At 43.4% G+C, this 26,758-nt stretch carries 29 protein-coding genes; 22 read left to right on the forward strand and 7 right to left on the reverse strand.

The window, feature by feature from the left end:
- The first annotated feature begins 29 nt into the window (after positions 1-29).
- The 5 genes from yqeB to AC1ECB_RS03060 all read left to right on the forward strand — a co-directional run bounded on the left by yqeB (position 30) and on the right by AC1ECB_RS03060 (position 3,810).
- On the forward strand, positions 30-821 hold the full coding sequence (gene yqeB / locus AC1ECB_RS03040; RefSeq protein ID WP_485667406.1) for a selenium-dependent molybdenum cofactor biosynthesis protein YqeB: 792 nt from the start codon (positions 30-32) through the stop codon (positions 819-821).
- A 375-nt stretch (positions 822-1,196) separates the two neighbouring features.
- A complete protein-coding gene (locus AC1ECB_RS03045; RefSeq protein WP_485669266.1) occupies positions 1,197-1,427 on the forward strand; it encodes a 2Fe-2S iron-sulfur cluster-binding protein in 231 nt (76 codons plus the stop codon).
- Positions 1,405-1,752, forward strand: coding sequence for a 4Fe-4S binding protein (locus AC1ECB_RS03050; RefSeq protein ID WP_485667407.1), 348 nt, complete (start codon positions 1,405-1,407; stop codon positions 1,750-1,752). The genes AC1ECB_RS03045 and AC1ECB_RS03050 overlap by 23 nt, the downstream gene beginning before the upstream one ends.
- Positions 1,742-2,317, forward strand: a complete 576-nt coding sequence (locus AC1ECB_RS03055) for a [Fe-Fe] hydrogenase large subunit C-terminal domain-containing protein (protein WP_485667408.1) — start codon at positions 1,742-1,744, stop codon at positions 2,315-2,317. Before AC1ECB_RS03050 ends, AC1ECB_RS03055 begins: the two co-directional genes overlap by 11 nt.
- An 11-nt stretch (positions 2,318-2,328) precedes the next feature.
- Positions 2,329-3,810: a protein adenylyltransferase SelO gene (locus AC1ECB_RS03060; RefSeq protein WP_485667409.1), complete on the forward strand. Its 1,482-nt coding sequence runs from the start codon at positions 2,329-2,331 to the stop codon at positions 3,808-3,810.
- Positions 3,811-3,882: 72 nt separating this feature from the next.
- Here AC1ECB_RS03060 and AC1ECB_RS03065 read toward each other — a convergent pair whose 3' ends face one another.
- Positions 3,883-4,218 (reverse strand): type II toxin-antitoxin system RelE/ParE family toxin, encoded by a 336-nt coding sequence (locus AC1ECB_RS03065; protein ID WP_485667410.1) that lies wholly within the window; start codon positions 4,216-4,218, stop codon positions 3,883-3,885.
- Entirely contained in the window at positions 4,199-4,486 is a 288-nt protein-coding gene (locus tag AC1ECB_RS03070) for a hypothetical protein (protein WP_485667411.1), read from the reverse strand. The genes AC1ECB_RS03065 and AC1ECB_RS03070 overlap by 20 nt, the downstream gene beginning before the upstream one ends.
- Before the next feature lie 373 nt (positions 4,487-4,859).
- Here AC1ECB_RS03070 and AC1ECB_RS03075 point away from each other — a divergent pair, with 373 nt between their 5' ends.
- The 5 genes from AC1ECB_RS03075 to AC1ECB_RS03095 all read left to right on the forward strand — a co-directional run bounded on the left by AC1ECB_RS03075 (position 4,860) and on the right by AC1ECB_RS03095 (position 10,453).
- The gene (locus AC1ECB_RS03075) at positions 4,860-5,516 is read left to right on the forward strand and encodes a YczE/YyaS/YitT family protein (protein ID WP_485667412.1); all 657 of its coding nucleotides are present in this window, start codon (positions 4,860-4,862) and stop codon (positions 5,514-5,516) included.
- 22 nt (positions 5,517-5,538) lie between these two features.
- Positions 5,539-6,510, forward strand: a complete 972-nt coding sequence (gene rarD, locus AC1ECB_RS03080) for an EamA family transporter RarD (protein ID WP_485667413.1) — start codon at positions 5,539-5,541, stop codon at positions 6,508-6,510.
- A gap of 117 nt (positions 6,511-6,627) precedes the next feature.
- A complete protein-coding gene (locus tag AC1ECB_RS03085) occupies positions 6,628-6,936 on the forward strand; it encodes a 2Fe-2S ferredoxin (RefSeq protein WP_485667414.1) in 309 nt (102 codons plus the stop codon).
- Between the two features lie 170 nt (positions 6,937-7,106).
- A complete protein-coding gene (locus AC1ECB_RS03090) occupies positions 7,107-9,296 on the forward strand; it encodes a DNA topoisomerase III (protein WP_485667415.1) in 2,190 nt (729 codons plus the stop codon).
- Between the two features lie 116 nt (positions 9,297-9,412).
- Complete coding sequence (locus AC1ECB_RS03095) at positions 9,413-10,453, forward strand: glycosyltransferase family 9 protein (protein ID WP_485667416.1); 1,041 nt, start codon at positions 9,413-9,415, stop codon at positions 10,451-10,453.
- A gap of 40 nt (positions 10,454-10,493) precedes the next feature.
- Here the strand turns inward: AC1ECB_RS03095 and AC1ECB_RS03100 are convergent, their stop codons facing one another.
- The 3 genes from AC1ECB_RS03100 to AC1ECB_RS03110 all read right to left on the reverse strand — a co-directional run bounded on the left by AC1ECB_RS03100 (position 10,494) and on the right by AC1ECB_RS03110 (position 11,683).
- On the reverse strand, positions 10,494-10,580 hold the full coding sequence (locus tag AC1ECB_RS03100; protein WP_485669267.1) for a winged helix-turn-helix domain-containing protein: 87 nt from the start codon (positions 10,578-10,580) through the stop codon (positions 10,494-10,496).
- The gene (locus tag AC1ECB_RS03105; protein ID WP_485667417.1) at positions 10,549-10,932 is read right to left on the reverse strand and encodes a response regulator; all 384 of its coding nucleotides are present in this window, start codon (positions 10,930-10,932) and stop codon (positions 10,549-10,551) included. The genes AC1ECB_RS03100 and AC1ECB_RS03105 overlap by 32 nt, the downstream gene beginning before the upstream one ends.
- Positions 10,933-11,107: 175 nt before the next feature.
- Entirely contained in the window at positions 11,108-11,683 is a 576-nt protein-coding gene (locus AC1ECB_RS03110; RefSeq protein ID WP_485667418.1) for a FlxA-like family protein, read from the reverse strand.
- Positions 11,684-12,087: 404 nt separating this feature from the next.
- On the opposite strand from AC1ECB_RS03110, the gene AC1ECB_RS03115 reads away from it, so the two are divergent.
- The 5 genes from AC1ECB_RS03115 (at position 12,088) to pap (ending at position 18,541) form a co-directional block, all read left to right on the forward strand.
- Positions 12,088-13,059, forward strand: a complete 972-nt coding sequence (locus AC1ECB_RS03115) for an ABC transporter substrate-binding protein (RefSeq protein WP_485667419.1) — start codon at positions 12,088-12,090, stop codon at positions 13,057-13,059.
- Entirely contained in the window at positions 13,056-13,760 is a 705-nt protein-coding gene (locus AC1ECB_RS03120) for a GTP-binding protein (protein ID WP_485667420.1), read from the forward strand. Before AC1ECB_RS03115 ends, AC1ECB_RS03120 begins: the two co-directional genes overlap by 4 nt.
- On the forward strand, positions 13,757-14,770 hold the full coding sequence (locus AC1ECB_RS03125; RefSeq protein WP_485667421.1) for an ATP-binding cassette domain-containing protein: 1,014 nt from the start codon (positions 13,757-13,759) through the stop codon (positions 14,768-14,770). Before AC1ECB_RS03120 ends, AC1ECB_RS03125 begins: the two co-directional genes overlap by 4 nt.
- A 93-nt stretch (positions 14,771-14,863) precedes the next feature.
- Entirely contained in the window at positions 14,864-16,852 is a 1,989-nt protein-coding gene (locus AC1ECB_RS03130) for a TonB-dependent receptor plug domain-containing protein (RefSeq protein ID WP_485667422.1), read from the forward strand.
- A gap of 192 nt (positions 16,853-17,044) precedes the next feature.
- Positions 17,045-18,541: a polyphosphate:AMP phosphotransferase gene (pap, locus tag AC1ECB_RS03135; RefSeq protein ID WP_485667423.1), complete on the forward strand. Its 1,497-nt coding sequence runs from the start codon at positions 17,045-17,047 to the stop codon at positions 18,539-18,541.
- Between the two features lie 42 nt (positions 18,542-18,583).
- Here the strand turns inward: pap and AC1ECB_RS03140 are convergent, their stop codons facing one another.
- Positions 18,584-19,045 carry a hypothetical protein gene (locus AC1ECB_RS03140; RefSeq protein WP_485667424.1) on the reverse strand — a complete coding sequence of 154 codons (462 nt, stop codon included), beginning with the start codon at positions 19,043-19,045 and terminating at the stop codon, positions 18,584-18,586.
- A gap of 7 nt (positions 19,046-19,052) precedes the next feature.
- Positions 19,053-19,331, reverse strand: a complete 279-nt coding sequence (locus tag AC1ECB_RS03145; RefSeq protein ID WP_485667425.1) for a hypothetical protein — start codon at positions 19,329-19,331, stop codon at positions 19,053-19,055.
- A gap of 170 nt (positions 19,332-19,501) precedes the next feature.
- Here AC1ECB_RS03145 and AC1ECB_RS03150 point away from each other — a divergent pair, with 170 nt between their 5' ends.
- The 7 genes from AC1ECB_RS03150 to AC1ECB_RS03180 all read left to right on the forward strand — a co-directional run bounded on the left by AC1ECB_RS03150 (position 19,502) and on the right by AC1ECB_RS03180 (position 26,758).
- Positions 19,502-19,717 (forward strand): hypothetical protein, encoded by a 216-nt coding sequence (locus tag AC1ECB_RS03150; protein ID WP_485667426.1) that lies wholly within the window; start codon positions 19,502-19,504, stop codon positions 19,715-19,717.
- Positions 19,718-19,761: 44 nt separating this feature from the next.
- The gene (gene citG, locus AC1ECB_RS03155) at positions 19,762-21,168 is read left to right on the forward strand and encodes a triphosphoribosyl-dephospho-CoA synthase CitG (protein WP_485667427.1); all 1,407 of its coding nucleotides are present in this window, start codon (positions 19,762-19,764) and stop codon (positions 21,166-21,168) included.
- A 168-nt stretch (positions 21,169-21,336) separates the two neighbouring features.
- On the forward strand, positions 21,337-22,956 hold the full coding sequence (locus tag AC1ECB_RS03160; RefSeq protein WP_485667428.1) for an ABC-F family ATP-binding cassette domain-containing protein: 1,620 nt from the start codon (positions 21,337-21,339) through the stop codon (positions 22,954-22,956).
- 193 nt (positions 22,957-23,149) lie between these two features.
- Positions 23,150-24,202, forward strand: coding sequence for a GNAT family N-acetyltransferase (locus AC1ECB_RS03165; RefSeq protein WP_485667429.1), 1,053 nt, complete (start codon positions 23,150-23,152; stop codon positions 24,200-24,202).
- 85 nt (positions 24,203-24,287) lie between these two features.
- Positions 24,288-24,755 carry a pyridoxamine 5'-phosphate oxidase family protein gene (locus AC1ECB_RS03170; RefSeq protein WP_485667430.1) on the forward strand — a complete coding sequence of 156 codons (468 nt, stop codon included), beginning with the start codon at positions 24,288-24,290 and terminating at the stop codon, positions 24,753-24,755.
- Positions 24,756-24,757: 2 nt separating this feature from the next.
- A complete protein-coding gene (locus AC1ECB_RS03175; protein WP_485667431.1) occupies positions 24,758-25,462 on the forward strand; it encodes a class II aldolase/adducin family protein in 705 nt (234 codons plus the stop codon).
- A 21-nt stretch (positions 25,463-25,483) separates the two neighbouring features.
- Entirely contained in the window at positions 25,484-26,758 is a 1,275-nt protein-coding gene (locus AC1ECB_RS03180; RefSeq protein ID WP_485667432.1) for an ATP-binding protein, read from the forward strand.

The following is a 26,758-nucleotide window of genomic DNA, read 5'->3' on the forward strand; positions in this document are numbered from 1 at the left end:
CTAATATGATAGCGGATGAGGGTAAGCTAATGAGGAAATTAGTCGTTGTTAAAGGCGGCGGGGATATTGCCACAGGTATTGTGCATAGACTTTTTCGCAGCGGTTTTGACGTTGTTATTACCGAATTAGATAAACCAACAGTTATTAGACGGACGGTAGCTTTTGCCGAAGCGGTGTATACAGGCATTTCTTCAGTCGAAGGCATTGAAGCAAGATTAGCGAAGAAAGAGAATATTGAAGAATTACTGGCTTTAAGAAAAGTTCCACTGCTTATAGACCCTAAGACAAATTTGGTACATCTACTTCAGCCATGGGCACTCGTAGATGCAATTTTAGCCAAGGAAAATACGGGGACTTCAATTACCGATGCCGACGTTGTAATTGGGATTGGTCCTGGTTTTACAGCCGGACATGATGTCCATGCAGTTGTCGAAACTGTACGTGGTCATGACCTTGGGCGAGTTATAACCAAAGGAAAAGCTTTACCTAACACCGGGGTGCCAGGAAATATCGACGGCTATACTCATGAAAGGGTTATAAAAGCTCCTAGCGAAGGTATATTTCAGGCACGTCGAAATATCGGCGACATCGTTAGTAAAAACGATGTTATTGCTTACGTAGATAAAATGCCTGTTAAAGTAAAAATCTCAGGCGTACTCCGCGGTATTTTGCGCGATGGGTTAGCGGTTTATACGGGAATGAAAGTGGGCGATGTCGATCCGCGTTGCCGTTTTGAACATTGCTTTAGTATTTCTGATAAAGCTAGGGCCGTAGGTGGGGGCGTGCTTGAAGCCTTGCTTTCGTTGGGGGTAGCAACATGAATTTGTATTCACAATTTATAAATCATACCAATAATCGCCATTTATAGTAAGTCTTAGACTGCATTGGTAATGCTTGTAGTTAAGCGTAGACAGTGGCGAAACTTTTGTTATGATCATACCAGAGAAAATACCCGCAGCTTACTGAAAAAGTAAGTTGTGGGTATTTTTACGCGCATAAGCGCTATTTATTGCAATAATGTTGGACTGGATCTTGACTTATCGCCAAGTTTTTCCACACATTTAGCCTTTGGCATGATACAGATTATACCTTGTATTAATCAATTTATCAGCAAAATACTAGTAGTAGATAAATGGTTTAAAACTTCTTTTTTGTTAGTGCTAAATTGCGCAAAGGGGCGTGATTTTTTGGAGCTTGTGAATATAACGATTGACGGACAACAAGTTAAGGTGCCGAAAGATGCAACTGTTCTGGAAGCCACAAGAGATATTGGGGTAGAGATTCCTACTTTATGTTATCATCCTGAGCATAGACCTGAAGGATCTTGCCGGATATGTTTGGTTGAGGTCGTGGGTGCAAAAGGCCTTGTGGCTTCATGCGTTTTTCCTGTAAGCGAGGGGATGGTTGTTAAAACGAATACCCCCTGATGTACGTGAAGCTCGTAAAGCAGTGGTTGAGCTTCTATTAGCCAACCATCCCCAAGATTGTCTCTCTTGTCAACGCAACTTGGATTGTGAGCTACAAAAAATTGCTGCTGATTGCGGTATTCGCAACATCAGATTTGAAAGAGAAAAGAAGGATTACCCGCTTGATGCTGAGAATCCGGCGCTGGTTCGCGACCAGAATAAGTGCGTGCTCTGCGGTAGGTGTATCCGTGCTTGCAGCGGACTTCAGGGGGTTAACGTGTATACCTTTGCCAATCGGGGATTTAATACTACCGTAACGCCTTTTTGTCGAACTTATGTATCCTGACTTGCTCAAGCATTTATCGACAACAAAATCACCACAACAAATATTTGGCGTGCTAGCAAAAACCTATTATGCGGAGAAAGCAAAAATCGATCCCCAAGATATTGTGTCTGTATCAATAATGCCATGTACGGCCAAAAAGGTTGAGTCTGGTCGGCAAGAGATGAGTGCTAGTGGCTATCATGATGTGCGTGGACTTAAAGGCATCAAGGAGGCAGAAGTTACCATTGGTGAAAAAACGATAAAAGTAGCTGTCGCCTATACGTTGGCCAACGCTCGCATCATTCTGGACAAAATCCGTAAAGGAGAAACTGATTACCATTTTATTGAAATCATGGCTTGTCCTGGAGGTTGTATCGGCGGTGGTGGTCAGCCAATCTCTACATCACCTGAAATTCGTACACAACGGATGGCCGCGATTTATGAATGCGATGAGGCGGCAGCTATTCGCAAGTCCCACGAAAATCCGGCAGTTAAGGAATTATACGATACCTGGCTGGGAAAACCATTAGGCGAGAAATCGCATCATCTACTGCAAACCCATTACCAGGCACAAGTACGCAAGTAAAAGGAGATAAGATGATAAAAGAAAAAACAACAATAGAAACAGGGTGGAAATTAGACAACAGTTATGCCTGTCTGCCAAAGCTGTTTTTTAGTAATCTCAAGCCAACCCCGGTACCTTCACCGAAGTTGGTCATTCTTAATTATCCCTTGACAGCCTCCCTGGGGTTGAATACCCAGGAACTGCAAAGCAAAGATGGCGTAGCAGTGCTTGCCGGCAACCGGGTTCCTGAAGGCGCTGTGCCGCTTGCGCAAGCTTATGCGGGCCACCAATTTGGGCAATTTACGATGTTAGGGGACGGTCGGGCGCTGTTACTTGGCGAACAGATCACACCCCAAGGGGAACGATTTGATATTCAGCTCAAGGGTTCGGGCAAAACACCATACTCTCGCCGCGGTGATGGGCGGGCGGCACTTGGACCGATGCTGCGCGAATATATCATTAGTGAAGCAATGCATGCGCTAGGTATTGCCACTACCCGCAGCTTAGCAGTAGTAACAACTGGTGAGTCAATAATCCGCGAAACCAATCAGCCTGGGGCAATTCTGACCCGCATTGCTGCCAGTCATCTGCGTGTCGGAACTTTTCAGTATGTTGCAACATGGGGCACTATTGAGGATTTACGAGCTCTGGCTGACTATACGCTGAAGCGCCACTTTCCGGATGTTGCAGCTGATGAGAATCAATATCTTACCCTGCTTAAAGAAGTGATCAAGCGTCAGGCTATCCTGATTGCCAAATGGCAACTGGTTGGATTTATCCACGGGGTAATGAATACTGATAACATGGCACTTAGCGGAGAAACTATTGATTATGGTCCTTGCGCCTTTATGGATGTCTATGACCCCCAAACGGTATTCAGTTCGATTGATATGCAAGGCCGCTATGCCTATGGCAATCAGCCGTATATTGCCGGGTGGAATCTGGCACGATTTGCTGAAACCCTGCTGCCGTTATTGCATGCTGATCAGGTACAGGCTGTTACATTAGCCCAGGAGGCGATTGCAGATTTTACGGAGTTGTATCGCAATAATTGGCTCGCGGGAATGAGAGCAAAACTGGGAATAGTTAACCAGGAGGCCCAGGATGAATCTCTTATTGAAGGGCTCCTCAGTATGATGCAGAAATATTCTGTGGACTATACTAATACTTTCCGCGCATTAACTTCTGATACGCCGGAGGATACGGTACTGTTTGGCACCACAGAATTTACTCAGTGGTATGAGCTGTGGAAGGCGAGGTTAGGCAGGCAACAGGAAACCAAAGTCTGCTCGCATCAGTTGATGAAAAACAGCAATCCGGCGATAATCCCTCGCAACCACCAGGTAGAAGCCGTGTTGGAAGCTGCAGTGAAACAAGGAGACTACAGCAGGCTGGAGCGGCTTCTTGCGGTTCTTGCAAGCCCTTACGCGCACTCCCCCGAACAAGTTGATTACGCTACACTGCCTGAGCCATCAACATCAACCCGGCCTTACCGAACCTTTTGCGGTACTTGACATAGCAATTTCTCCATTATATAAATAAGCCATCTATCCGGCCAAAGGCTTGGTAGATGGCTTTATATTTGTTTAATCCTCTATAATCGCTGTATTAAGCCACTGTAAATACTCTTGTCGACTTGATAAAATCCGGTGAACCTTGACTGAAAGATCATCTTCATCTATCACATAAAAGACATAGTGTTTTTCTACAACCAATACACGGTATCCTTTTGACATTAACTCATAATCATCAATTACCTTGCCCAATCTCGGCATACTCCCGAGCTTTGCTATTTCATTATCGAAGGCATCTAATAGATGATTAGCAGCGGACATGTTTAGAGGAGAAATATACTCAAATATCCCTAGTAAGTCGGCTTGGGATGCGGGGAGATATCTAATTTTATATGGTTTTATCGCCATGTATCTTTTTCCTCAAAGTACCCATAAATTCCTTGTGCTCTATTGTTGGTGCACCTGTGCGGTTCTCCGCCTCCGCAATAGCCAACTGTGCTCGCAATTCACGGTGTGCTTTCAAGTTTTCATAATCCTCAAATTGATCCTGGCTGATAGCCACAAAATGAACTTCCCCATTTTTTAAGACAAAGACCGGAGTATTGTGCGAACAAATTTCCTTGATTTCATCAGGTTTTCGCATATCGGATACCTGTCTGATAACTGGTGTAGCCATTTTCTCACCCCACTAATAAATATTCTTCCTTTATCTTGCCTAAATTATACCTACTTTTAGGCAAGATAGCAAATGTATTTTTTCACCTGAAATTACTTTTAGTGTCTCCTGAAGGTTTCATAACTTGCCTCTCATTTCGCAAAAGTACAATGTTAGTTTAATTATAATTTGAAATTTCTTGCAGATGTTATTGGATTTTTATAGAAGTTATTGTGTTTTTTTAGAATTTGTACAGAAGTAGGTATCTGTCTGTAATAGGGTGGTAAGTATTTTTTACTATACGCTAATGTTTTTATTCCTGTAAAATATTTCAGAGTTGTGATATGCTTAACTAATACCTATTTGATATTAGTTAATTCAGGGAGCTGTTCAGATGCTAAAGAGAATTCTCCGATTGTTTTTTGGTCTATGGCTATTTGGGTTGGGAATAGTCCTGACAGTAAAAAGTGACCTAGGGACAGCGCCCTGGGATGTTTTGCATCTGGGGCTAACCAATTATCTGCCTTTAACAATGGGGCAGGTTTCACAGATGACAGGGATTATTGTGATAAGCTTTAGTTGGGTTTTAGGAATCAAGCCAGGGTGGGGCAGTTTAGCAAACATGTACTTTATTGGCTTGTTTATCGATATTATTATGGCTGGCAATTGGATTTCTGTACCAGATAACTGGGTGGGGCAGCTGGCGATGTTGTTTGCCGGCACTTGGCTTATTGGCTGGGCTAGTTACTTTTACTTATCAGCTGCGTTTGGGGCTGGGCCGCGCGACAGTTTTATGGTCGGGGCAATTCGGAAAACAGGGTGGCCAGTGTGGAAGGTAAGAATAATACTGGAAGCGACAGTTGCAGCCTTGGGCTACCTGCTTGGTGGACCTATCGGTATTGGCACTTTGCTTGTAGCCTTTACATTAGGTCCGTCCATTCAGTGGGCATTTAACATCATGGGGAGACGTGCCCAGGATATTGAACATGATCCGTTTTACTTTTGGCGGCGAAAATCAATTGGTCAGCATGAAGCAGAACACGAAGTTTAGGTAATCGGTGGGGGTCAAAGTTATGAATACTGACGATAAACAGAAAAACGAACAAATGGTAGGTGTGTTATCAGCTGCTGGTGCCTATTTGCTATGGGGCGTATTGCCTATTTATTGGAAACAACTGTCCCAGGTTCCTGCTTATGAGATTTTAGCTCATCGCGTTATTTGGTCCTGTGTATTTATGGTTGTTATTTTGTTGGTAACGCGCGGGATAAGGCAGTTTTGTAACGAAACTGCGGACATTAGCCACCAGCCTAAAAAACTATTGGGTTTAGTCATTGCTTCTCTGCTTATTAGTGCTAATTGGCTGATCTACATATGGGCCGTGAATGCCAACAGAGTTGTTGAAACAAGTCTTGGCTATTATATTAATCCACTTGTCAATGTTTTTTTGGGTGTAGCTGTGTTGAAAGAGAAGTTGTCCTTATGGCAGAGTGTGTCTTTTGTGCTTGCTGGTATTGGTGTTATGAATATGGCGCTAAGCTTTGGTTCTATTCCCTGGGTCTCGCTGTCGCTGGCTATTTCTTTTGCTTTTTATGGCATGTGCAAAAAAATGTTAAAAATTGGTGCGATAACAGCTACCACTTTGGAAACACTGATTGTGTCACCTGCCGCTTTGCTATATCTATTTTATCTTGAGGGACAGGGAAGTGGCTCTTTCAGTCTATCTTCCTTGCTTACAGCCGGTTTTTTAATGGGTGCCGGTGCTGTTACAGCAACGCCGCTTATCTTATTTGCCAGTGGGGCTAACTGCCTGCCGCTCAGCTTGCTGGGTTTCATCCAGTATCTGTCGCCGACAATTACCTTAGCGATAGGTGTAGTATTATATCATGAACCTTTTACAATTGTTCACCTAGTATCATTTAGCTTAATCTGGCTGGCGTTAACCATATTTTCCTTAGCCGGAACTCAGCCATTTGTGAGGGCCGAAGCATGGATTATCGGCTTGTATAAAGGACAAAACAATGGGGAAGAGAAAACGTCTTCTTGACATTAAAGATATTTTTATGTATACTCATATAAATAGAATAATATAATTTGTGACGTAGAAGTCGCTGCCCAGAGATATGGGTTAGCGACTTTTTTTAATTAAAAGGAGGAGTAAACTATGAATAAGCCCAAATATCATATTTTTGTGTGTACAAGTTCCCGGCCTAATGGTCAGCAAAAAGGTCATTGTCACACTAAAGACGGCGTAGAAATTGTTGCAAACTTTATGGAGGAGATTGAGGAGCGAGAACTAGGAGGAGAAGTTTTTGTCACCAACACCGGCTGTTTCGGAATTTGTGATAAGGGACCGATTGTTGTTGTCTATCCGGACAATGTCTGGTATGGCTCGGTAACGCCTGATGATGTGGAGGCCATAATGGAAGAGCACATCGAGGGCGGTACGCCGGTAGCCCGTTTACTAATATAATAGATCTTGCTTTATTCGGAGACTGCCGGGGGATCTTTCCACCGGCAGTTATCTCTTGTCCAGGGGGAAAGTATTCAGAGGCTTGCTGCAAGCCTCTGTTTTCTTGAGCTTTCAAAATTGGCAAATAGCGGGTATAATAATAGCTATATAATTTTTAGCGAGGTCTTATTATGAGTAAAATAGTTGTATTAGCTGAAAAACCCTCTGTTGGGCGGGACTTAGCAAGGGTATTAAATTGTAATACAAAAGGCAACGGGTACCTTGAAGGACCAAAATATATTGTCACTTGGGCACTTGGACATCTGGTAACACTATCTGATCCGGAGGCCTATGATGAAAAATATAAGGCTTGGCGGCTGGAGGATTTGCCTATGCTGCCAAAAGAGCTTAAACTTGTGGTAATAAAGCAAACAGGCAAACAGTTTCATGCTGTTAAAGAACAGTTAAGCAGAAAAGATGTCAGTGAAGTTGTTATTGCGACCGATGCCGGACGGGAAGGGGAGCTTGTTGCCCGTTGGATATTGGAGAAAGCCCATATCAATAAACCAGTAAAGCGGCTTTGGATATCCTCGGTCACAGATAAGGCTATTCGCGAAGGGTTCAGTAAGCTGCGGTCTGGCAGAGACTATGAGAATCTCTACGCCTCAGCGGTTGCCCGCTCAGAAGCTGATTGGCTTGTCGGCATCAACGCTACCCGGGCGCTAACTACCAAATATAATGCGCAACTATCTTGCGGGCGGGTACAGACACCTACGCTAGCTATCATCGCTGGCAGGGAAGCGGAAATCCGGAGTTTTCAGCCCCAACCCTATTATGGCATTACAGCAATTGCCGAGCGGCTCAAGTTAACCTGGCAAGATACTAAGACCAAAGAAAGTAAGACGTTTGATAAAACCTACTGTGACAAAATAATGGGTACAATAACAGGGAAATCGGCAGAGGTTGTAGCTGTACATAAAGTGAACAAGAAAAATTTCTCGCCGCTTTTGTATGATTTAACCGAGTTACAGCGTGATGCTAACAAAATTTTTGGATTTTCAGCCAAAGAAACGCTATCAGTTATGCAGAAGCTATATGAAACCCACAAAGCCTTGACTTACCCGCGTACCGACTCACGGTATATCACTACAGATATTGTAGAGACACTAAAAGACAGGGTGAAAGCTTGTGACACCGGTCTTTACTCGAAACAAATCCTCAAAGTCCTCAAAAGCCCAATTAGGGCAAACGGTCATTTTGTCGATAACGGCAAGGTATCAGACCATCATGCCATTATTCCTACTGAACAGTCAGTAGTGCTTAGCTCATTATCTGATAAGGAAAAGAAGATTTATGACTTAGTTGTTAAACGGTTTTTGGCGGTGCTTTATCCACCTTTTGAATATGAGCAAACAACAGTGCAAGCGCAAATTGGCAGTGAAACTTTTATTGCCACGGGCAAGGTAGTGCTGTCTCTTGGCTGGAAAGAGTTATATAACAACCACCTGGAGGACGAAGAAACTGATGATATTGCGGAGCAACTGCTGCCTAGCCTAAGCAAAGGTGATATTTTACCGATTACGACGGTTACCCAGACTAAGGGCGCAACTAAGCCGCCGGCGCTTTTCAATGAAGCCAGCTTACTATCTGCCATGGAAAATCCGGCAAAATATATGTCAGGCGAGAGCCAGGCCCTTAAACAAATTATCGGTGAAACCGGGGGTCTGGGTACAGTAGCCACCAGAGCCGATATTATTGAAAAACTATTTAGTAGTTTTGTTATTGAGAAAAAGGGTAAAGATATCTTTATTACAGCCAAAGGTAAGCAACTTTTAGACTTGGCGCCTACTGACCTGAAATCACCGGCGTTAACTGCTGCCTGGGAACAAAAACTAAGTGCGATTGCTAAAGGAAAGCTGCAAAAACAAGCCTTTATTTCTGAGATAAGAGACTATACAAAAGCCATTATTATCGAGATAAAAAACAGTCAGGAACAGTTTCGGCATGACAATATTACCCGTACCCGCTGCCCTGAATGTGGCAAGTACTTGCTGGAGGTCAATGGTAAGCGCGGCAAGGTGCTTGTCTGTCAGGACCGTGAATGCGGCTACCGGAAAAACATTGCGTTGACAACCAACGCCCGCTGTCCCAACTGTCACAAGAAACTTGAATTGCGGGGGGAAGGCGATGCGCGTTCCTTTGCCTGTGTTTGTGGTTACCGGGAAAAATTGGCGGTCTTTACTGAACGTAAAAAGAAAGAAGGCGAGACCAAGATTTCCAAAAAAGATGTGTCACGCTATCTGAACCAGCAGCAAAAGACAGAGGGTCAGCCTTTCAATAATGCGCTTGCGGAAGCACTTGCTAAAATAAAGCTGAAGTGAACTCGTTTCAGCATAGCTGAAACATTGGGAATTCAGGTGGAGAGTCTACTCCACCTGAATTAACGCCGCCTATAGAGGCGGGAGTCTTATCCGAATGGTCAAAGGCAGGGAGTTTTGTGGCTAAAGAAATATTAATTATTAGGCTCAGTTCAATCGGTGATGTTATTCATTGTACGCCGGTGGCCGGAGCGCTGAAGGCGGCTTGGCCAGATTGTAAAATCACCTGGCTTGTCGGTGAAGTCTGTGCTGATCTACTAAAAGATAATCCCGATATTGATCACCTGATGATTTGGTCACGGGAACGCTTTGAAAAACATTTACGGGCTTATGAATTTACCCAGGCCTTTGGGCTGTGGCGGCGTTTGAAAGCAGAGTTGGCAGCAAAAACGTATGATGTGGTGCTTGATATTCATGGGCTTTTTCTCACTGGGATGATTGCCAGGCAGGCCAGGACTAGCTTGCGGATTGGCCTGCAAGATGCCAGAGAACTAAATCCGCTGCTGATGACCAAGACCGCTAAATCGCTGGGAAACCATATTGTCGAAAGGTACCTGGGCGTATTATCCCCGTTAGGTATTACTCCTGTAACTCGGAAGATGACACTTGCTGTACCTGCTAACGCTAAGCAATTTGCCCAAAGCTATTTAAGCCGGGAAAGGGTATCAGTGCAAGACAAATTGGCGATAGTAGTTCCTGGTACTACCTGGCCAACGAAGAACTGGCCGCCTGAGCTGTTTGCGACAACGGCCAGAATGCTTGCCCGGGATTTCAAAATTATGCTGTGTGGTGGCCGGAGTGAAGTCGCCAGGGGGCGGGAGATAGCCATTAAGGCTGGTGTGCCGGTAATCAATGCTATTGGCGTAACCAGCCTCTTAGAAATGGCGGCGCTGCTTGAACAGGCGGCAGTAGTAATTGCCGGTGATACCGGTCCACTCTATATGGCAGCTGCCCTGGAAACACCAACAGTGACAATCTTTGGGCCGACTAATCCTGCCACATACACGCCACCTGGTAATCAGAATGCCTTTGTGGTTAACGAATGCCAGTGTTCATTTTGTCACAAGACAAAATGCCGGATCGGGACAAGTGAATGTATAAACAGTGTGCAGCCAAAAGATGTTGTGGCGCAAGTCTATCAGGTATTGGGAAAGCTGTGAAAATAACAGAGACGCTGGAATAATTATTCCAGCGTCTCTGTTATTCATTTATGAGGTAATAACCGATTCCTCTAACAGTTTTGATACAGGTAGTTTCAAGTTTTTTCCGCAGATAATGAATATACAAATGGGGCTAAGGCACGGAGACGGGCAAGTAATTCATCAGTGGAAAAAGGTTTAACCAAATAATCATCAGCGCCGGCGTCCAGACCGTCTATCCGGTCTTGGGTAGAGTCCCTGGCTGTTAAAAGTAATATTGGAGTGTCAATTTTGAGCTTACGAACTGTCTTGACGATGTCAAGGCCATCTCTTTGGGGAAGCATGCGATCTAAGACTAAAATATCATAAGCTTCTGTTGTTGCCAGAGTAAAACCTGTTTCGCCGTCTAAGGCTGTCTCAACGATATAGCCATGTTTTTTTAGAATATGGGCTAATGCTTCTGACAGGCGGCAGGAATCTTCAACTAAAAGTATTCTCATAGACAAGCTCCTTCTGTCTATCTTTATAGTTATGTATGTTACCTTTAATTGTAAAGCAATACTTTTGAAAAGTCACTTATTTCTTCCCGGCCAATGCTGGTCTTGCATATAAAAGGACTCTGATAACGATTTTAACTCATCATCAGAGTCTTTATTAATTTCAATGTTACCCGAACTAATTGGCGCTTTCACTCGCTTGAGCTTCTAACTGCTGAAGCTCAGCCTCAATTTGCTGGATCTGATTTTTCAACGTTTGTACCTTTTGTTTTTGTGTCTCTTCATCTGTTGTAGCTTGTTGTTGAATTTGGCTTAATTGTTTCTCTAGTTCATCTTGTTTCTTTTCTAGATTTTCAATCTCGGTTTCTGTTGTATCTGTTGTAGTACTGGTGTCTGTTGGTTTTGTTTGCGATTGCGTTCCCTTCATTGAAGCTTGCATGCCTAGTTGGCTTAATTCGGCGGTATCCCCATCAATATTGGTTGCTTCAGTTCCGGCAGCGGTACTCTGTGTAGTTGTAGTATTGGAACTAGCAGCTGTGCTTGCTTGCGGCTGCGTTCCTGTTGTTGAAGCTTGCAAGGCTGATTGACTTAATTCAACGGTATCCCCATCAATACTCTTAGCATAGGCGTCTGAGTTATTTTCATCAGTTTTACTCTGAGTTGCTGCAGACTGTGATGCTGTGGAAGAAGATGTATTTTCAGTTCCATTTTGAATTGTTGAGAGACGAGAGTAGTCTTCACTTTGAATGCGCAAGTTCTATTCCTCCTCAATGTAATTTATCCATTGTTATATCCAGAGTATTCTTTGGAAATTCCTTTGAATTGTAGGACATAATTTTTTGTAATATGTGTTAGTTTAACAATAACGACGAATTAAGGTATAAAATGAAAAATATTGACAAGTTAAGTTATATTAGGTTATATTTTGTTTATAAGTATGATTAGTGTGATTGAAGTAACAAATAGCATGGTTTTGTTTTAATGAGTTAGTTTTTGTTAAAATAATACCCCGAAAATATTTTCGAAGGTGCATTAATTTGCTTGAAGTTAAAAATTTGCGTTTTTACTATGGTCAAAAAATGATTTTGAGTTCCATTAATCTGCGTATTGATGCTGGTACCGTTACAGCACCATCTATTGAGGGGAGAGAATGATACTGTGAACACAAATTTATTGGCTTTAATGCCATGTCCGCTCAAAATCCCTTTCGAACAAAAAGTCAGTATGTTTGTACAGGGGTTAAAACGAACTCATTCTGTTGATCTTAATTATCAAATTGTATCTAATGCCACACAACAACTTGGCTTTTTTTCTAAATTGGCTTTGTGTGAAGATGCAGCAGAACTGCCGGATATCATGATGGCGCCGGGTTTTAGCGGATTCTTTTTCCGGCGATTTCTTGAGCGGTTTGTCAACAAGGGGTTCTTTCAATTTGTTATTCCTTATGAAACTAATGAAACCTTAAAAAGCGTTGGTATTCCCGACGCTTTTCACCAGTATACCATTCCCTGTTTCAATCCAACTGTACTAGTTGTTGACCGGACCTTGCACCGGGACTTGCCGCTGCCGGAGACATGGGCTGATTTGCTAAGACCGGAATATACCGGTCTTTTAGCTTTGCGGGGACACACGGACGATGATTTTTGTGAGGGTATTCTAATGAACACCTACAAAGACCAAGGTTTAGACGGAATCGCAAAGCTGGGACGGGCAACAAAAACCGGGTTGCATCCTTCTCAAATGGTGAAATATATCGGCTCAGGTAACCCCGATTCTCCGGCAGTAAGCGCTATGCCCTATTCTTTTGCTCAATTAGTTAAGGAAAAGAAACATGTCACTCTGATATGGCCCCAAGACGGAGCCATTGTTAATCCATTAATTATGATGGTCAAAGCAGGTTTGCCGCCTCATTTAAAGGAGTTGGCCGAATATATCGTCGGCAGGGAAATCGGCGAGATCTTCGCTGGTGCATTTTTCCCCAGTATTCACCCCAAAGCCCAAAATCAGTTACCCGAAAATGCATCATTAAAATGGTTGGGCTGGGATTTTCTAAAATCAAATGATATCGAAAAATTAAAAGAAACGTTGAACCAGGTTTTTCTTCAATCGTTTCGGGGGATTAATGCATGAAACTTATTACCGTATCTGGCCCGCCTTCGTCCGGCAAAACCTCAGTCTTGCTACATACAATTAAAGCTTTTAAACAAAAAAATATTGCTATCGGAGTCATAAAACTAGATTGTCTCACCACCGATGATCATTTGCTCTATAAACAGGAAAAAATTCCCGTCGCTATCGGAATTTCCGGTAATTTGTGCCCTGATCATTTTTTTGTGAGTAATATCGAAGAGTGTGTTCGCTGGGGAATGAAAAAAAACTTTGACATTTTGCTTTCGGAAAGCGCTGGTCTGTGCAATCGCTGTGCACCTCACATCAAGAATGTGAAAGCTGTCTGCGTAATTGATAATCTGATGGGAATCAACACGCCAAAAAAAATCGGGCCGATGCTCAAACTGGCTGATATAGTGGTAATCACCAAAGGTGATGTGGTATCTCAGGCGGAGCGGGAAGTTTTCGCATTTCGGGTGCGTCAGGCCAATGGTCGCTGCATCATCCTGCATGTAAATGGCATCACAGGTCAAGGCGGGCATGAACTGAGCGAACTCCTGCTGGACAGTCCTGATATCGACTCAATAAGCGGCAGTCAGCTTCGCTTCTCCATGCCGGCGGCGTTATGCTCCTATTGTCTCGGCGAAACGAAAATAGGCCGTGATTTTCAATTAGGCAATGTACGTAAAATGCAATTTGATGAAAAGGATGACTTGTCATGAGGACGGAGCCCAAATTACTGCAATTGACGATGCCTTGTATTCTGCAACAATATGGTTATGCCAAAGATTTTTTTCAAACCATGGTACTACCGTTGACCGAACAGGACATTACTCTGCTGGAATACTTCAATAACCTTGATCCCGTGCTTTTGGAAGACAAAGGGCTGGAAAAAGAACAACTGAAGGAACAGTTCTGCCTGTTTATGCAGCATATGTCGCAGCTTCATCAAGGTGTAGAATTTAAAATTGAATCTGTTACTATTATCGGTGGGCGAAATAAATCTGGTGAGGCGGAAAACATTACCTTGACGATGAAGGCGGGAGAAATTCTCTCGATAGTAGGACCGACCGGTTCGGGGAAAAGCAGGCTTTTGGCCGACATTGAATGGATGGCACAGAATGATACGCCGACTGGTAGACAAATTCTTATTAACGGCAGTGTACCCAAAAAAGAATGGCGATTTTCACTGGAACATAAATTAGTGGCTCAACTATCCCAAAACATGAATTTTGTCATGGATATGAATGTCGTGGATTTTATTCGCATGCACGCCGAAAGTAGGATGATTGAGAATCCGGCAAAGAAGATCGAAACCATACTCTATATTGCTAACTCACTAGCCGGGGAAGAAATCTTTTCTCACACCCCGATAACCGCTTTAAGTGGTGGTCAGTCCCGTGCTTTAATGATTGCCGACACCGCTTTTTTGAGCACATCGCCCATTGTGTTGATCGATGAAATCGAAAATGCCGGCATTGACCGGAAGAAAGCGGTAGAACTACTGTTGAAACGGGAAAAAATTGTCCTGATGGCAACCCATGACCCCATTCTTGCCTTAATGGGAAATAAACGAATTGTAATCAAAAATGGTGGAATTTATAAAATTATAGATACAACAGAAGAAGAAAAATCCTTTCTAAGTCACTTACAGACACTGGATGCAACTTTACTTCACTATCGCAACCAGCTGCGTTGTGGGGAGCATCTTACTGCGGCCCTGCTAAGTTGATAATAAAAATTTGGAGGTCGATGCACATGAAGAAAACTTGGGCAATAAGAAAATAAGAGTATTAATTTATTCAAGTGTTAGGAAGGTGATTTTGTGAAGAAAATACTGACAGTCCTGCTATTAGCGGCTATGTTTACCGTTCCTTCAGCCGTACAGGCAACTGCGGAAGAAAACTCCGAAAAAAGTCCTCCGGAGCTAAGCCCGGTAAAAGTATCGGCAAACAGAGTGGAGGAAATAAATAAAACGGAAGAAACCGATAATCGTTTTTTTCTTCCCGCAAGCAGTCAGACTGCAACTGAGACTTTTACCCGCAAAGAAATTGAATCCATGCACCCAAAAGATGTGTTTGAAATCATTGAGCAGGGAATGGGTATAATGACTTCCTATAGAGGAAGAAAGGACTTCAATAATGTCCAGGGCCGGGCTGGCGATGCCATTGGAATTATCGTAGATGGCATCTATATACCCTGGTCCCAGTCGTCCCGCATATTGGTTAATCTGCCTGTCGAATGGATCGAGTCTGTCAAACTGATACGCGACTCTACCGTTTTGACCGTCGGCCCCCTGGCTGCTTTTACCTCCAACCTGGGTTCACCCAACCAAGGTTTTATTATCATTTCGACCAAAAAGCCATCTACCACAGCTACAGAAGCTAAAATCAGCTATAGCTCCTTTGATACTGAGAAATTTAGTATCTTTCATGGCGAAAAACTAGATAATCACTATTATGGCATAGGCTACGCCCGCTCCAGTACGAACGGCAAGGACGACTGGTATAATGGCAGTGATGCGGGCAGCTTCCTGCTAAAGAGCGGCTATGAGGGGAAAGATGTTACCTACAGCACATCTCTGTATATGGATCGAGGGAGCCGACAGTTCCAGCGGGGGGCGGTCGATTCTACCCTGTCAGATGCAAAATGGAAATACGATCCCTTGAAAACCATGATGTTTTCCTTCAATCTGGCTAAACCATGGGATGATCGCAATATAACCCAGTTTAGTTTCGGGTTCAGCAAGGTTGAGGATGATTTTATCCAGGAATACTTTTCCAAAAAAAGCAGGATCGTTTATAATCAAAAAGATTACCTGCGTGAATTCAATTTATCCCATACCATAACTTCCGGTAACAATACACTAAAATTGGGTGGACAGGCTCTACTGTGGCACTCGCCAACAGGAGCTTTTTATTACGAGACAATTGAGCGTAAGGAAGAATTATACGGGTTTTACATCTATGATGAAAACCATGTCAATGACAAGCTCACTCTGGATGGTGGTATGCGAGTCGATAGAAAACATATTTCCAAAGGTATCAACCGTTACCTAGTGACCGGCAACAAGGGTACCGATCGGTTTGAAGACCAGTGGGCCGAAAAAGCAACAAGTTACGCGCTGGGAGCCTCTTATAAGTTAGATCCGGTGTATTGTCTATCGACTCGTATTTCTTATTCCAAACAACCTACTGATAGTTATCTGACGACACTGAATAATGAGGTCTTAGATCCGGAAGTTCGATTAAAATATGAGGCAGGGATTGCTGCGAAATATAGTAACGCTTTTAACGCCTCCTTAACGGCATTTTTTTATGATATTGATGATTATAAAGTTTCTGTTGGCACCAAAAAGTCAGGTTCTGATACGGTTAATATATACGATAATACCGACGTAATAAGAAAAGGCTTGGAACTCGGTTTTTATGGAAGGTTATCACCAGTTTGGAGTTATAGTCTTGGTTATTCTTACATAACTTCCAGCAATGTGACAGATAACGGAGAGATTCCCCATAATCTTTATACATTGCGTCTACACCATCATGTAAAAGACTGGGACAGCAATCTTATCGCCCGCAGCGTGGGATCCTTCTCCAAATATGGTAAATGCTTAGGTGACTATACGACCATAGATGTGAATGTTACAAAAACGTTAAATGCTGCTACCAGTCTTACTCTGTTCGGCCGTAATATTACAGATGAACATTACGCCACCCAGTACGTCGTTTCAGAAAAAGGAACCGGCACTCCAGAAGGGTTTTACTATGACCCTGGTGCTGTTTATGGAATTGAATTAAGCACAAAATTTTAAAAAAAAACTGTACAAGGAGGGACGCTTCACTCATAGCGAGTCTTGAGCGGCATAGGGTAACCTATGCCGCTCAGCGTTATGGTAAAAAGAAGCCCACTACTATATTTATTCGCATTAACCTGTGACGGGAATCGGTGAATTTGGTAAAATAGGGATAAGTATCATAGCTTACATGGAATGGGGGGCGTCAGTATGCTGGAAAAGGTGGACTTAAAGAAAAAGATTAGTAAAGTTGAGTATAAAGGTATGGTTGACGGATTACGCGAGCGACTGGGTGAACTGCAGCGTCAGGCCAGGGATTTGGGAATTCCGGTGCTAGTAGTTTTTGAGGGCTGGGATTCGGCAGGTAAGGGAACCTTAATCAATGAGCTTATCTTATCGCTTGACCCGCGTGGCTTTAATGTCTACTCGATCGGAGAACTCAATCAAGAAGAAGCTATGCGGCCTTATTTCTGGCGTTTCTGGAACAAAACCCCCCAAAGTGGACGGATGGTTATTTTGGACAGAAGCTGGTACACTCAAATAGTAGCTGAACGCGTAAGTAAGAGTGCCAGCGCCCAGGAAACCGAAAAAAGGTTTTATGACAGCATCGCTTTTGAACGGCAGCTAGCAGATGCCGGGACGCTTATCATCAAATTTTTCTTACATATTAGTGAGAAAGAACAGCGCAAACGGCTGGAAGTATTAGAGCAAGATCCAGCTGCTGCCTGGCGGGTTACAGAAGTTGACTGGGAACAGCATCGGCAATATAATAAGTATCTGTCTGTTATAGAAGAAATGCTGCAGCAGACAGATGCCAAGAGTGCTCCGTGGACTATTGTTGAGGCTCATGACCGGCGTTATGCTATCTTAAAGATTATTGCAACTGTGGTCCAAGCTATCGAGAAACAGTTTGCGCTTGCTGAGGCGGCTGGCTGTCCTGACGTTGCCATTGTTGGCAACCCTTTGTCCGGGTTAGCCTCAGCCAAAATATTCACATCCTCTATTCTTGCCGGGGCGGACTTAACAAAAACGTTAAAGGATGTAGAGTATGAGAAAGTAATCAAGTTGTGCCAGACAAGGATAAGAGAACTGGAACACATTATCTATCAAAAACGCGTTCCGGTAGTAATTGCGTTTGAGGGCTGGGATGCTGCCGGCAAAGGGGGGGCAATCCGTCGCCTTACTGAGCATATGGACCCGCGCGGTTATACAGTTATTCCTACCAGTGCGCCGACAGATGAGGAGAAAGCCCATCATTATTTATGGCGTTTCTGGCGTAATGTTCCGAAGGCGGGTCATATCGCCATTTTTGATCGCAGTTGGTATGGACGGGTATTGGTTGAGCGGGTGGAAGGTTTTTGCTTTGAAAGTGACTGGCGAAGGGCCTACAAAGAGATTAACGAAATGGAAGCACAATGGGCAAACTTTGGGGTCGTACTTGTCAAGTGTTGGCTGCATATTGATAAAGAGGAACAAAAGAAACGATTTGAAGAACGCTTGGCTAATCCCGGTAAGCAGTGGAAAATAACAGGGGAAGATTGGCGCAACCGGGAACAATGGGAAGCGTACGAGGCGGCAGTGGATGAAATGTTTTTCCGCACAAGCACAAGCTATGCACCCTGGACATTGGTGGAGGCCAATTCCAAGGAATATGCCAGAGTCAAGGTTATTCAGTCTGTAATTGAAGCAATTGAGAAAAAGATATAAAAAACAAAAAAACCGGGATGCAGTTTGCATCCCGGTTACTAATTACCGATATCGCTGGTTAGTATCTTTGTCTCTGTTTTTAAATTTATTCCACAAAAAGCGTCCGGCCATAAATACTCCGGCTAATAGCATAACATTGAATAACATGCCGATAATGTTAGCAAACATACCTGAACCACCGAATCCAAACATGCCACCAAGCATACTGCCTAACAGCATACCGCCGCCCAAGAGGCCGGCAGTACGGAGAAAGCCGCCGCTGTTTGATTGTGTCGCCGCTTGTGTATTAGGTTTAGCTGCGGCTGCCGGAGCTTTTTCACTATAGCTTTGAGCTGGTGCTGAAGGCTTATAATCGCTGGAGCCGCTTTGAGCTGGCGATGTCTGAGTTGTTGATGGTTTTGATTTAGGGGCTGACATTTTTGACTTTGAGCCGCCAATAGCGGCAAAAGTTACTGCGTTACATGCAAACATGAATACAAAGGTAAGCAATAATAATTTTTTCATGTAGTGGTTACTCCTCCTTATGGGTTTTTACATCTTCAGGAAAAGTGTATATTTCAGCCAGACCGGGCAATTCTCCTGATAAATAACGGTCAATATCATGAACATCAATATAAAAGGAACAAGCTACTTCCAAGTATCCCTGTTCTTTACCCTGGCTGAGGTCTCTAATTGCTAACAGGCGTTCACGAAGGGCTAGACTATCTTGCTGGGATGCTGTCACGTTAAGGGTTGCGAGTGGGATACCATACTCTCTCAGAACATCTTGCAAGTTCATTCTTTCAGACATTAATTAGTGTTTCACTCCTATCATATTTATATTAGTATATAAATCTCGACAATACCAATGTAATATGAAAGTGAAAAAAAGTCAAGGTTAATAGTAAAAGGATGGTTGCTGGCAGGTATCCTTGTTATAATAGTAACTATAATTTAAGTTGTAGTAAGTGAGGTTACACTATGCGCAAATTTGTAAATGTTACTGAAAGTATTTTTACTCCGCTTGAGCCGCGACGTGCTGGTATTTTGGGTGAAGAATGTCTGGTAGTTGTCCGGTTTGTAGAGAGCCGCAGTGAGACTGCAGGCTGGCTTTATGAATATGAAGTAACCGGCGAGGTAGGTAAGGTGGAAAAGTTTTTCGCCAGAATTAAAGATATCGAGAAGAAACGGGGCTAGAATTTTATATTTTTGCACAACTGTGGTAAAATTGGTGGAGATTTATGAGGGGAGATGGGCAGTTGCAGCAAGTAACGTTAGCAGACGTTTTAGGGGCCAAAGAGCGACTGGCTTCTCTTCAGGCTGAATTACGCAGACTTCATAATATTCCTATTATCAGTATTACCACCAATATTCCAGGGGCAGTCAAAGACAGTCCGGAAAGCCGGAGTCTGTTGCGGATGGCTGTTGACCGGGTAAGGAGTATGTCCAGGGAACAAGGCTTTTCTATTGTTGAAGAACGATTTATTTATCCACTAACTGGGCCAGTTGCTGTGCTGGCTGTTGCCGGTGACCCGGACAAGCTAAAACTAGCTTGCATCATAATTGAAGAGTCAGGATATTTTGCCAGACTTTTTGATCTCGATGTATTTGATGGCGCCGGCAGGCAAATTTCCCGCCGCGATTTAGGGCTAACGGAACGTACTTGTTTTTTGTGCAAGCAAGCGGCAGCTTTATGCCGGCGCTTAGGTACCCACGCCAGTAAGGATATTATGAATAATGTTGGTGAGCGGTTAGCTTCCTTTGCCGCTGCAGCGACTAATCCATGGCCGAAAGCCGTTTTAGATATTGGCTCCTGGGCGTTGGAGGCTATGCTGATGGAAGCGGCATGTACACCATCACCAGGGTTGGTAGACCGCGATAATGCCGGTGCTCACCAGGATATGGACTTTTTTACGTTTCTGAAGAGCAGCAGCGCCCTTGCCGGTACGATGTTTCGCTGTGCTGCTGCCGGTTATCAGCATCAAGGCTTGCTCCAGGATTTACTACCAGTGCTGCGTTATGTCGGTAAAGACGGTGAACAGCAGATGCTGCACGCTACCTGCGGGGTTAATACGCAAAAAGGACTTGTATTTTTACTGGGTATTCTTGCGGCGGCCAGTGCTTACACGATAAAGCTATCAAGTAGTGTGGCTGCTGCACAAATTCTTGCTACAGCAGCTGCCATTACAAGGGGAATTGTCGCGCGCGAGCTTGCGCCGCTTGCTGAGGGACAAGGTAACGCTAAACTGACAGCAGGAGAAAAATTATATGTACAGTATGGCGTGACCGGTATCAGGGGTGAAATAGAAGCCGGTCTGCCCAGTATAAGAGAGTATGGGCTGCCGGTATTAACGGCAGCGTTAGCACAAGGTTTATCGCTCAATGATGCGCTGGTGCATACTCTCATGAGTTTGATGACAGTTGTGCAGGATACTACCATTTTACACCGTCATGGGATGGAGGTTTTGCTAACTGTGCAAAACCAGGCTAAACAAATTATCGCTCAGGGCGGTATGCTTTCCAGTGTTGGCAGGAAGAAAATTAGTGCCCTTGATCAAAGCTTTATTGAACGTAATATTAGTCCTGGCGGCGTTGCCGATTTATTAGCAGCCACTTATTTTTTGTATCTAACAACGGCAAAAACATAAGCTTGTGCCGCAACTGGAGATATCGTTGCAATGGTATGGCAGTAATGGGCTGTTAGTAGGTTGTTCTAAAAATAAAAGCGTGCCGCAAATACGGCAGGCTTTATTTTTATTCAATAATATGTTATTATTAACCTTTATAATAAATATTTAAGAAAGATAGGTATAACAATGATTAGTACAAGTAACCTGACATTGCAATTTGGCAAACGCATTCTATTCAAAGATGTAAATATAAAATTTACGCCAGGCAACTGCTATGGTCTTATTGGTGCCAATGGTACTGGTAAATCAACTTTTTTAAAGGTGCTTTCCGGTGAGGTTGAGCCGACTGCCGGCGATGTGGCTATTACCACAGGGGAACGCTTGGCTGTGCTCAAACAAAACCATTATGAGTTTGATGAGTTTGAGGTTTTACAAACAGTTATTATGGGCCATGCCCGATTATATGCCATCATGGAAGAAAAAGACGCTCTTTATGCTAAACCGGATTTCTCTGACGCAGATGGTATCCGGGTATCAGAGCTAGAGTGCGATTTTGCCGAATTAAACGGTTGGGATGCCGAAACCGAGGCCGCTAAACTCTTAAATGGCTTGGGAATAAAAGAAGAACTCCATCAACTTAAGATGGGAGATATCAGTGGCAACGAAAAGGTAAGGGTGTTGTTGGCACAAGCTCTGTTTGGAAGTCCGGATATTCTGCTGCTGGACGAACCAACAAACCATTTGGATATTGACTCAATTACTTGGCTGGAAGATTTTTTGGCCGACTTTCCCAACACGGTTATTGTGGTATCCCATGACCGGCATTTTTTAAATCAGGTATGTACTCATATTGCTGATATCGACTTCCAAAATATCCAGCTATATGTCGGTAACTATGACTTCTGGCTGGAATCAAGCCAGCTTGCCTTGCAATTGGCTAAAGAGGCTAACAAAAAGAAGGAAGAAAAGATTAAGGACTTACAAAGTTTTATCCAGCGGTTTAGTGCTAACGCATCTAAGTCCAAGCAGGCTACTTCCCGTAAAAAAATGTTAGAAAAAATAACGATAGATGATATTAGACCATCCTCCCGTAAGTATCCTTATGTAGCGTTTAAGCCTGACCGCGAGGCAGGTGCACAGCTGCTCACTGTGGATAGTATCAGTAAAAAAGTTGAAGAGGAGCAGGTTCTTACTGATATCAGTTTTATCGTAAACAAGGGCGACAAGATTGCTTTTGTCGGTCCGGATGGGTTTGCTAAAACGGCTCTCTTTAAGATTCTAATGGGAGAGATGGAAGCAGATAGTGGTTCTTTCAAATGGGGGGTAACTACAAGCCAAGCATACTTTCCTAAAGATAATGCCGAGTATTTTGACGGCGTAGATCTTAACCTTATTGATTGGTTACGGCAGTTCTCACGCGATCAGGAAGAGTCATTTATTAGAGGTTTTCTGGGAAGAATGTTATTTTCCGGTGAAGAAAGCTTAAAAGAAGCTAATGTCTTGTCTGGTGGCGAAAAAGTCCGGTGTATGTTGTCAAGAATGATGTTAAGTGGCGCCAATGTTCTGCTATTGGATGAGCCAACAAATCACTTGGATTTAGAATCAATTACCTCGCTGAATAACGGACTAATTAACTTTGAGGGTACCCTGTTGTTTGTTTCTCATGACCATCAGTTTATTCAAACAATTGCCAACCGCATTATTGAAATAACCCCTAACGGTGTGGTTGATCGCCAGATGCCTTATGATGAATATTTGGATAATGCTGACGTGAAAAAGCAATTAGCGGTATTATACGGAAAATAATAGAGCATTAAAAAGCAGAGATTGCTATTCTGTTGTGCACGATGACTCCGGGTAACTTACTTGTCATTGCAAAAACAATAGTTTAGCAATCTTTTTTTACCCTAACAGAAAGTAAGCTTTCTGTTAGGGTAAAAAAGCCGGTTCTAACTAATAATAATTTTAGTGCACTAAAACTATTATTAGGGAGAATGCTATGTCAAAAAAGCCATTTACTAATGTGACAATCGAAAAAGTACAGCGTTCTGATTTAGAGCAACTGGAAAAATTATTCGCCACCGCCTTTGCCGGCGAAATTGATATTCAGCAAATTAAGCGCCGCATCCGTCGAGCTCGGCAGTTTTATCATATTTTGCAGCCGTTAAGTAAGTTCTCTGGCTGGATAAAAAACCATTTCGATGTATATGCTGTAAAAATCGCCGGGCAGGTAGTGGGATTTATTCAGCTATCATATCTTAATTCTGCACAATTGCATATTGATTACATTGCATTTAGTAAGCAATATCGCGGGCAGGGGTTGGGCAGATGGGTTCTAACTAAGCTGCTTGAGACTGTTGCTGATGCCAATAATCAGGATGTTGTACTTGAAGTTCGGGTTGACAATCCGGCGTACAAATTGTATCAGCGTTTGGGATTTAGGGCGGTAACGGAAATACTGCATTATGAAATGATCTTAGGCGGTACTACCAGCTCATTACCGTCACTTGATGATGAATTGCCTGGATTTCGGGAACTTACGGCGAAGGATCGAGGCCAATTATACCGGTTATATAAGGCCTCAGTACCACCTAGTCTGCGGCGAGTCATTAAACGCAGCTATCGGGAGTTTAATCCCAGCATGCTGGTTAGGCATTTGGACTGGGCAAAAAACTATTTGATGCGTAAACAGAAAAGCAATTACGTTGTTGAGCAGTCTGATAAAATAGTGGCATTAGTAACAATCAATAGTTATGTTAAAACCAAAAATCATATAATCAGTCTTATCATTCACCACTCCTATGAATACCTGCGTCCTGCGCTGCTAAAAAAGGCCATTGATATGATTGAAGCCAGCTATAAACAAGGGGTAATAAGTTGTACTATTTATAGTGATGATCCCAATAAACAAGCTACTTTAGAGCAGCTTGGATTTAAGAGAGATTCAGCCTATTATCTGATGCTTTACCCAGCGGCTCAAAAACGTAAAGAAACAGTAAGGGCAAGGTCACAAAACGCAGCGGCAAGTAAAAGTATGAAAACATCGCTATAAGATTTTTCGTCACATTAGTAGGTTTTTTATAAATAATGTCAAAATAATATAGGTATGACTTCTGACTACAGTAAGGGGGCATACCATGTTTAAAAATATGAGGCGCAAGGAGCGGCAGAGTACAGAGGAATGCGCAGTTGCTATACTCGAAAAAAGTGAGTATGGCATATTAGCCACAGTAAGCCAGGACGGATATCCCTATGGTGTTCCACTGAGCTATGTCTATAAGGACGCCAGTATCTACTTCCATAGCGCTGCCGTAGGACACAAATTAGATAATATAGCCGCTAACCACAACGTTTCTTTTTGTGTTGTAGGCGGGAAACAGTCACTGCCAGAAAAATTTACGACAAGCTATGAAAGCGTTGTCATCTTTGGGCAGGCAAGTCAAGTAACCGGAGAAGAAAAAAAGGCTGCGTTACTTGCGTTTCTGGCTAAATACTCGCCTGCTTATCTGGAAAAAGGAAAAGCATATATTGAAAACAGTGAGGACAAAACAACCGTAATAAAAATTACTATCAAGCATATAACTGGCAAAGTGAGGCCGCAGTAAAAATGACAGAAAATGAACTTAAACAGCAAATATGTCAAATCGGCAAGCGCATGTATGACAGTGGTTTCGTTGCCGCAAATGACGGAAATATCAGTGTTAAGCTAAATTCGAAAGAGATTCTTACCACTCCAACTGGGGTAAGTAAAGGGTTTATGACGCCGGAAATGCTAGTGAAGGTGGATAGCGAGGGCCAGGTGTTGGCTGCTGCCGGCAGTTGGCGTCCGTCATCGGAACTAAAGATGCATTTACGAGTATATAAGGAGCGCCCTGATGTACAAGCGGTTGTTCATGCTCACCCGCCGTATGCCACTACGTTTGCGGTTGCCCGTACTCCCCTCGATAAACCGCTCATTGCCGAGGCTGTCGTAAATCTTGGCTGCGTGCCTGTTGCAGAGTATGGCACTCCTTCCACCAATGAGGTTCCTGATGCGGTGGCACGTTACCTGGAACACTTTGATGCAGTATTGTTAGCAAATCATGGCGCATTAGCTTGGGGGCGGGATTTACTTACTGCCTATCATAAGCTGGAATCGGTGGAGTTTTATGCCAAGCTGACGTTTTTGTCAACACAATTAGGCACAGCTCATGAATTATCCACTACTCAAATTGAAACCTTATACGAAATCAGAAAGAAGCTGGCTTTACCGGGCCGTCATCCGGGTAATAGTTGTGGAGTAGAGTGTGGTTTACCATGTAACAGATTTTGATTTTATGCAGGAGGTATTGTTGTGACAGATACTTGCTTTGACCTTAGCAAATTGCTGGTTTATCGCAATTTATTAAACGATAGTTTAGTTAAAGAACTACAAACTCTGGGGGTACTGGGGGCTGCAAAGTGTGATGAGTATGCACTTGCGGCCAGTCTTATTATTTGGGCTGAAGAAACTGGTATGGCAGGTAATATCGCAGAGAACTATTTGTTGTTCCAGCTTGGCTGTGATGAAAATATATTCAGCAGTACGGCTGGGAAAACTGGTGGTCAGCCGGGAGGGAGTCTGTTAAAGGCAGCTATCCATGATATAACAATATGGAAGGCGCTATTAAACAAAGGGTTGAGCCGGCAATTTGGTGAGGAACTCCAGGCAGTTATTAATGACTATCATCCTATCCAGGAGAGCCCAAGTAAAAAACCGGGTAAGTTCCAGGACTTGTCTACGCTTAGGGATTTGTTTTTTGATGTGACAAAAAACTATACGCCGGCAGAGGTAGTGCTGGCTCTTGGCCGCTATTATGACCGTTATGGCTGTGGCAGGCTAGCCGGTTATGGTGCGTTCAAATGGGATTTAGAGCGGCGGGAGCTTGCTGGTATTGAATATACCGATCCGGTACAGCTAAAGGATATTGTGGGCTATGAATATCAAAAGGCTGAGCTTGTCCGCAATACCGAGGCTTTTATTAATAACAAACCGGCTAACAATGTGCTGCTGGTTGGGGCCAGAGGCACCGGAAAATCATCATCAGTTAAGGCGATAGCCAACCGTTATTTTGATAAAGGTATTAGACTTATTGAAATATCCAAAACTGATTTTAAGCACATTCCCGAAATTATGGCGGCACTGCGGCAGTGGGGCAAGAAATTCATTCTATTTATTGATGATTTGTCGTTTGAGGAATTTGAAGCAGAGTACAAAATTTTAAAGTCGCTGATTGATGGTGGCATAGAGGTGCGGCCTGACAATGTTCTGATTTATGCTACCTCTAATCGGCGGAATTTGATCAAAGAAACCTGGGATGATCGCAGCGGCAATGAACTGCACCGTCAGGATACGATCAATGAAAAAATATCCCTGGCTGATCGGTTTGGCATTACGCTGTTCTTTACCTTACCTAATCAGGAAGAGTATTTCCGGATTGTTGAGGAAATTGCACACCGGAGCGGCATCCCCATGTCGGTTGCTGAGCTTAGGGCAGAAGCTTTGCGATGGGAGATGTCACATTCAGGCCGTTCGGGTCGGATTGCGAAACAGTTTATTGATTATCTGGCAGGAGAGGTTGTAGACTAA

This window comes from Sporomusa sp. 246TCP1 (genome assembly GCF_057319775.1).

Bases quoted from the DNA above. Each gene is read 5' to 3' on its own strand.
- yqeB (WP_485667406.1), top strand. From the start codon at position 30: ATGAGGAAATTAGTCGTTGTTAAAGGCGGCGGGGATATTGCCACAGGT.
- AC1ECB_RS03055 (WP_485667408.1), top strand. From the start codon at position 1,742: ATGTATCCTGACTTGCTCAAGCATTTATCGACAACAAAATCACCACAA.
- AC1ECB_RS03060 (WP_485667409.1), top strand. From the start codon at position 2,329: ATGATAAAAGAAAAAACAACAATAGAAACAGGGTGGAAATTAGACAAC.
- AC1ECB_RS03065 (WP_485667410.1), bottom strand. From the start codon at position 4,218: ATGGCGATAAAACCATATAAAATTAGATATCTCCCCGCATCCCAAGCC.
- AC1ECB_RS03070 (WP_485667411.1), bottom strand. From the start codon at position 4,486: ATGGCTACACCAGTTATCAGACAGGTATCCGATATGCGAAAACCTGAT.
- AC1ECB_RS03075 (WP_485667412.1), top strand. From the start codon at position 4,860: ATGCTAAAGAGAATTCTCCGATTGTTTTTTGGTCTATGGCTATTTGGG.
- rarD (WP_485667413.1), top strand. From the start codon at position 5,539: ATGAATACTGACGATAAACAGAAAAACGAACAAATGGTAGGTGTGTTA.
- AC1ECB_RS03085 (WP_485667414.1), top strand. From the start codon at position 6,628: ATGAATAAGCCCAAATATCATATTTTTGTGTGTACAAGTTCCCGGCCT.
- AC1ECB_RS03090 (WP_485667415.1), top strand. From the start codon at position 7,107: ATGAGTAAAATAGTTGTATTAGCTGAAAAACCCTCTGTTGGGCGGGAC.
- AC1ECB_RS03105 (WP_485667417.1), bottom strand. From the start codon at position 10,932: ATGAGAATACTTTTAGTTGAAGATTCCTGCCGCCTGTCAGAAGCATTA.
- AC1ECB_RS03120 (WP_485667420.1), top strand. From the start codon at position 13,056: ATGAAACTTATTACCGTATCTGGCCCGCCTTCGTCCGGCAAAACCTCA.
- AC1ECB_RS03125 (WP_485667421.1), top strand. From the start codon at position 13,757: ATGAGGACGGAGCCCAAATTACTGCAATTGACGATGCCTTGTATTCTG.
- pap (WP_485667423.1), top strand. From the start codon at position 17,045: ATGCTGGAAAAGGTGGACTTAAAGAAAAAGATTAGTAAAGTTGAGTAT.
- AC1ECB_RS03140 (WP_485667424.1), bottom strand. From the start codon at position 19,045: ATGAAAAAATTATTATTGCTTACCTTTGTATTCATGTTTGCATGTAAC.
- AC1ECB_RS03145 (WP_485667425.1), bottom strand. From the start codon at position 19,331: ATGTCTGAAAGAATGAACTTGCAAGATGTTCTGAGAGAGTATGGTATC.
- AC1ECB_RS03150 (WP_485667426.1), top strand. From the start codon at position 19,502: ATGCGCAAATTTGTAAATGTTACTGAAAGTATTTTTACTCCGCTTGAG.
- citG (WP_485667427.1), top strand. From the start codon at position 19,762: ATGAGGGGAGATGGGCAGTTGCAGCAAGTAACGTTAGCAGACGTTTTA.
- AC1ECB_RS03160 (WP_485667428.1), top strand. From the start codon at position 21,337: ATGATTAGTACAAGTAACCTGACATTGCAATTTGGCAAACGCATTCTA.
- AC1ECB_RS03165 (WP_485667429.1), top strand. From the start codon at position 23,150: ATGTCAAAAAAGCCATTTACTAATGTGACAATCGAAAAAGTACAGCGT.
- AC1ECB_RS03170 (WP_485667430.1), top strand. From the start codon at position 24,288: ATGTTTAAAAATATGAGGCGCAAGGAGCGGCAGAGTACAGAGGAATGC.
- AC1ECB_RS03175 (WP_485667431.1), top strand. From the start codon at position 24,758: ATGACAGAAAATGAACTTAAACAGCAAATATGTCAAATCGGCAAGCGC.